Origin of the sequence: Corynebacterium sp. MSK218 (genome assembly GCF_030232655.1) — a bacterium.
Lineage (GTDB): Bacteria > Actinomycetota > Actinomycetes > Mycobacteriales > Mycobacteriaceae > Corynebacterium.
On record NZ_JASPGN010000006.1, the window covers coordinates 188038 to 193573 of the forward strand.

At 64.5% G+C, this 5536-nt stretch carries 4 protein-coding genes and 1 pseudogene; all 5 read left to right on the plus strand.

The genetic code is table 11. The features are described 5' to 3' along the window. Positions 1-261: pseudogene (locus QP922_RS06865) on the plus strand (hypothetical protein); the annotation flags it as partial. A gap of 354 nt (positions 262-615) precedes the next feature. Further along, positions 616-1377, plus strand: coding sequence for a LamB/YcsF family protein (locus QP922_RS06870; RefSeq protein ID WP_284808544.1), 762 nt, complete (start codon positions 616-618; stop codon positions 1375-1377). Beyond that, on the plus strand, positions 1377-2924 hold the full coding sequence (locus QP922_RS06875; protein WP_284808545.1) for a 5-oxoprolinase subunit B/C family protein: 1548 nt from the start codon (positions 1377-1379) through the stop codon (positions 2922-2924). Before QP922_RS06870 ends, QP922_RS06875 begins: the two co-directional genes overlap by 1 nt. A gap of 18 nt (positions 2925-2942) precedes the next feature. Continuing rightward, positions 2943-4691 carry an acetyl/propionyl/methylcrotonyl-CoA carboxylase subunit alpha gene (locus tag QP922_RS06880; RefSeq protein WP_284808546.1) on the plus strand — a complete coding sequence of 583 codons (1749 nt, stop codon included), beginning with the start codon at positions 2943-2945 and terminating at the stop codon, positions 4689-4691. A gap of 22 nt (positions 4692-4713) precedes the next feature. Next, positions 4714-5313, plus strand: a complete 600-nt coding sequence (locus QP922_RS06885; RefSeq protein WP_284808547.1) for a GntR family transcriptional regulator — start codon at positions 4714-4716, stop codon at positions 5311-5313. The last annotated feature ends 223 nt before the right edge of the window (positions 5314-5536 follow it).

A 5536-nucleotide genomic window follows, 5' to 3' on the forward strand; every position in this document is an offset into this window, starting at 1 on the left:
GGCAAGGACAAAGGCGACGCTGACGCCGGCAAGGACAAAGGCGACGCTGACGCCGGCAAGGACAAAGGCGACGCTGATGCCGGCAAGGACAAGGGCGATCAGAACAAGGACAAGAAGAGCTCCTTTAAGGACGCACTGTCTTCCGAGGACGGCAAGCCTTCCACGCTGGGCATCTTTGCAATCGTCGGCGGCGTACTCGCTGCCATCGCAGCTGCCTTCCCGTTCGTCAAGGACGCTCTCAACATCAAGCTTCCTTTTTAAAAGTTAGCGGCTGATACTCCCCGCCCGCTCCCGCACACTGTCCGTGCGGAGCGGGCGTCTTCTTCTCTCGATATGGCAAGGATGGAGAGCATCTAGGTCGCGTCATACGGTTCATTTGGGCCAGTCAAACCTGACGAGTGACACCTTGTGACGAGAACCATCAGCGAAGTGGCGGCGGCACAGCGGGCACACCTCTCGACGAAACACCACAGTGAGAGCCTTTGGTGCACCCCGGACGGCGCAGGTCACTCCCCCATCCTTACGCAAATGAGGGACACACTTCACAAACCTACGTGACGCGGGCTACACTAAACACCCTAAGATTGTTCAACAATTTGGGATTTAGGGAGAACCATGAGCGCGCTGCACATAGACCTCAACGCCGACCTCGGCGAGACCACCGCGGGCAATCCCGTCGCCGACGATGCGGCCATGCTCCAGCTGGTCTCCTCCGCCAACGTGGCCACCGGTTTCCACGCGGGTGACCCGCACTCCATCGCAGGAACACTGAAGGCGGCCGCGGAGGCTGGCGTGACGGTTGGCGCGCACGTCGGCTACAACGACCCGGCCGCTTTCGGCCGCCGTTTCATCGACTACAACCCGGCTGAGCTGGCAGACGAGGTCACCTACCAAATCGGTGCTCTGCAGGCTTTGGCCCGGGCCAACGGCACGAAGGTCGCCTACGTTAAGCCGCATGGCGCGATGTACAACGCCATCGTTCACCACGAAGCGCAAGCACATGCGGTCATCGACGGCATTAAGGCCTTCGGCGATCTGCCGGTCATGCTCCTGCCGGGCGGCGTGGCTGTCGATATCGCAGAGAAGAAGGGGCTTACCGTCATCCGCGAGGCCTTCGCGGACCGCAATTACAACCCCGATGGCACGCTCGTCTCGCGGCGAGAGGCGAATGCGGTGATGGGTGATGAGGGGGACGTCGTCAAGCGCGTGCTCGACGTCGCCGAAACCGGATCCATCACGGCCATCGACGGCACCGTCCTCAACGTGGATGCGCACTCGGTATGTACGCATGGAGATTCGCCTGGTGCGGTAGCACTGCTGCGCGGCGTGGTGGAGGAGCTGAAGGCGCGCGGTATTGAGATTCGGAGCGTTGTCTAATGCATATCCACCCTGTGGGAACCCGCGCGCTGCTTATTGAACTGGAGGATTTGTCCCAGGTCATGGCGTGGCATGCGGCGCTGGATGCCCATCCGCTCAAAGACCAGGTCGACGCCATCGCTGCAGCGACCACCCTGCTGTTAACGTTTGCTACCCCGAATTCTGCTGCGGCGGCTGCCGAGAGGTTGCAGGATTTCCGCCCCGCCGCGCATGCGGGTGAGGATCCGCGCTTGGTGGAGATTGACGTGCAGTATGACGGCGAGGATCTGGATGAGGCCGCCGAGCTCATGGGCATGTCTCGTGAGGGGCTCATTGAGTGGCACACGTCGACGGAATGGCTCGCGGCGTTTGGTGGCTTCGCGCCCGGCTTTACCTATTGCACCCCGGCGGACCCGGCACAGAACTTCAACATCGAGCGCCGCGCTACTCCGCGCACCGCGGTTCCGGCCGGTGCGGTGGGTATCGCTGGTGGTTTCTCCGCGGTGTACCCGCGCGTTTCTCCTGGCGGCTGGCAGCTGCTGGGTACGACGACGACCCCGATGTGGGAGTCCGACGCCCAGCCACCTGCGCTCGTGCAGCCGGGTGACCGCGTGCGCTACCGTGCGGTGAGCTCGCTGCCGGATGTTGTGTCTACCACGCCTTTTGGTCGCCGCACCCCGGCGCGCCTGCCCCGCATGGAGGTCCTTGATGCTGGTTTGCTCACGCTTTTCCAGGACCAAGGCCGCCCGGGCCGCGGCAATCTGGGTGTCACACCGTCGGGCGCAGCAGACCAGGCAGCTGCGGCCACCGCAAACGTCGCCGTGGGTAACCCGCGCGGTGCGACGGTGCTAGAGAACATCGGCGGCATTCGCCTGCGCGCGCTAACCGACGCCGTCATGTGCGTCACCGGCGCACAGTCCCGCGTCCTGCTAGACGATATGCCGGTGGCCCTCGCCCGCCCGGTTCTCGTTACGGCCGGGTCCACGGTGACGGTGGAACCGGCTACGGTAGGCCTGCGCAATTACATCGCCATCCGCGGCGGCATTGTGGCGGATGCGGAGTTGGGCTCGGCCTCCACGGACGTGCTCTCCGGGCTGGGACCTCAGCCGGTGCGGCTGGGCGACGTCATCGGTGTCCTCCCCCGCTCCACCGCCATGACCGATGCGCAGCTGGCCAATCCGCTGCGTGTGGGTGAAGGTGCACAAGGCCAGACTCAGGGCGTCCTGCGCTGCGTGCTGGGACCGCGCGATGACTGGTTCACGCCCGATAGCCTCAACGTCTTCGTGTCCACCGAGTGGACGGTGACCTCGCAGTCCAACCGCGTGGGCGTGCGCCTGCTGGGTCCTTCGGGTGACAGCGGCCTGGAGCGCTCCCGCGAGGGCGAACTGCCGTCGGAGGGCATGGTGGCCGGTTCCGTCCAGGTTCCGCCAAGTGGCGAGCCGGTCATTTTCCTCCGCGACCACGCCGTCACCGGTGGTTATCCGGTCATCGCTACCGTCCTCGAAGAAGATATTGATATTGCCGCACAGCTCCCGCCGGGGGCTACGGTCCGCTTTGAACTCGCTTAAACATCCAGAAGGTTAACCATGATTTCTGCAGTCCTTATTGCTAACCGCGGCGAGATCGCCGTCCGTATCGCCCGTACCGCCCGCGACCTGGGCATTCGTTCCATCGCCATCTACTCGGAGGCCGATGCCGGCGCCCTGCATACCCAGGTGGCCGACGAAGCCTATGCTCTGCCCGGCAACACCGCAGCGGATACCTATATGAACGTGCCAGCGCTGCTCGATATCGCTGTGCGCGCCGGTGCCGATGCCATCCACCCGGGCTACGGCTTCCTTTCGGAGAACGCCGACTTTGCCCGCACCGTGGCCGAGGCCGGCCTGACGTGGATTGGCCCATCGCCTGAGTCCATCGAGTTACTTGGTGACAAGATTGCTGCGCGCCGCGTAGCCGAGGAGGTCGGCGCACCCCTGGCACCCGGTACCTCCGATCCCATCGATGACTGGCAAGAAGCCCGCGCCTTCGCTGAGGAGCACGGCCTGCCCATCGCCATTAAGGCCGCCTACGGTGGTGGCGGCCGCGGTCTCAAGGTAGTTGAGAATCTTGAGGACATCGAAGCCGCCTTCAACTCCGCTGGCCGCGAGGCCAAGGAGGCCTTCGGCCGCGCAGAATGCTACGTGGAGAAGTTCCTGACCCACCCGCGCCACGTCGAGGCGCAGATTCTGGCCGATACGCACGGCAACGTCGCCGTGCTGGGTACCCGCGATTGCTCCACGCAGCGCCGCTTCCAAAAACTCATCGAGGAAGCCCCGGCGCCCGCGCTTTCCGACGACCAACGCCACGGCATCCACGAAGGTGCCCGCGCCATCTGCGCGAAGGTTGGCTACACCGGTGCCGGCACGGTCGAATACATCGTCTCCGAGGACGGCACCATTTCCTTCCTCGAGGTCAATACCCGTGTGCAGGTGGAGCACCCCGTGACCGAGATGGTCACCGGCGTGGACATTATTGCGGAGCAGTTCCGCATCGCTTCCGGCGAACCCCTCTCCTTCGATGGCGATCCGCAGTCCAACGGCCACGCCTTCGAGTTCCGCATCAACGCCGAAGACATCCTCAACGGCTTCGCGCCGTGCCCGGGCACGGTCGTGCGCTTCGAGCCGCCGACGGGCCCCGGCATTCGCGTCGATTCGGGCGTGCGCTCCGGGTCTATTGTGCCGCCTTACTATGACTCGCTCGTCGCGAAGCTGCTGGTGTGGGGACCTACCCGCGAGATTGCACTGAACCGCGCCAAGCAGGCGTTGAAGGAGTTCGACATTGAAGGTGTGCGCACCGTGTTGCCGTTCCACCGCGACATGGTGGCCTCGCAGGTCCTCGTGGACCACAGTGATCCTGAGGCCACGGCAGGCATCTACACCGACTGGCTCGACCACAACTACCGCCCATCTGCTGAGGCCACGAGCCACGTCGCGCCCGTCGAGGCCATCTATGCCAAGCGCACGCGAGTTGCCCTGGAAATCGACGGCAAGATCGTCAGCGTGGGCTTCCCCTCCGACCTCTTGGCAGCGGGTGCGCAGGGCGCGCAGGTATCGGGGGCGTCGGCAAGCGCAGGCTCCGGTGCCGGAGGAAACGACGTGACCTGCCCGTACGAGGCCAACCTTGTGGCGTGGAACGTCGCCGAGGGCGAGAAGGTCGAGGAAGGCCAGGCCATCGCGACCATCGAGGCCATGAAGATGGAATCCGCCGTCAAGGCTCCGGCCGCGGGCACGGTCTCGCTCGTGGCCAAGGAAGGCGCGCGACTCGAACCGGGCGCGGTGATCGCCACCATCAGCTAGTCGGCAGGCTACTGTAAGTCGCATGCTTGCAGATTCCGTCGCCGCCGCGCTGCGCGCCGCCATCTCCGAGGGCGAATACATGCCCGGCCAGCAGCTCAATGAGGTCCGCGCGTCCGAGCGCTTCGACTGCTCCCGCAACACCCTGCGGGAGTCCTTTGCCATGTTGGCGGCGGAGCGCATCGTCGAGCGCATCCCGCACCGCGGCGTCTTCATCGCGACCCCGGACGAGGATTTCGTGCGCGACCTCTACCTGGCGCGTGCCGCCATCGAGCCTGCTGCGGCGCGCTACGGTACGTTCCCGGACCCAGGCGAGCTCGTTCGTCTCACGGAATCCGCCGTGCTTGACGACGCTCCCCGCCCCCTCCTCAACCAGCGCTTCCACCAGCAGCTCGTCGCGGGCTTGGGCTCCCCGACCTTGGACCGCACCATGTCCCACCTGCTCGCCCGCATGCGGCTAACCTTCTTGCTCACGCTGGAGCGCTACCCGCAGATTCACGATAACCACGTGCAGCCCAACATCGAACTAGCTCACCTCATCGCGCAAGGCGAGCGCGATGCCGCCGCCGATGCGTGCCGCGCGGACCTCATGCGGGCGATGAACTCGATCCTTCGCATCCTCTGACCACTGCCTCCCAGCACTCCGCACCGCCGCCCTGCAGGCCCAGATGGTCCCTTTACTTTGGTCCCTTTCCAGACCAAAGGGACCGTTTATTCCATGTTTTTGCCATCTACATGGTCCCTTCACTGTGCAAAGGGACCAGATTAAAGGGGCCCTTCCGGTTTTAGAGTGCGTTGATTTTGTCCTGTAGTTGTCCGGAGTGGATCAGGCACCGCAAGATGTAGTG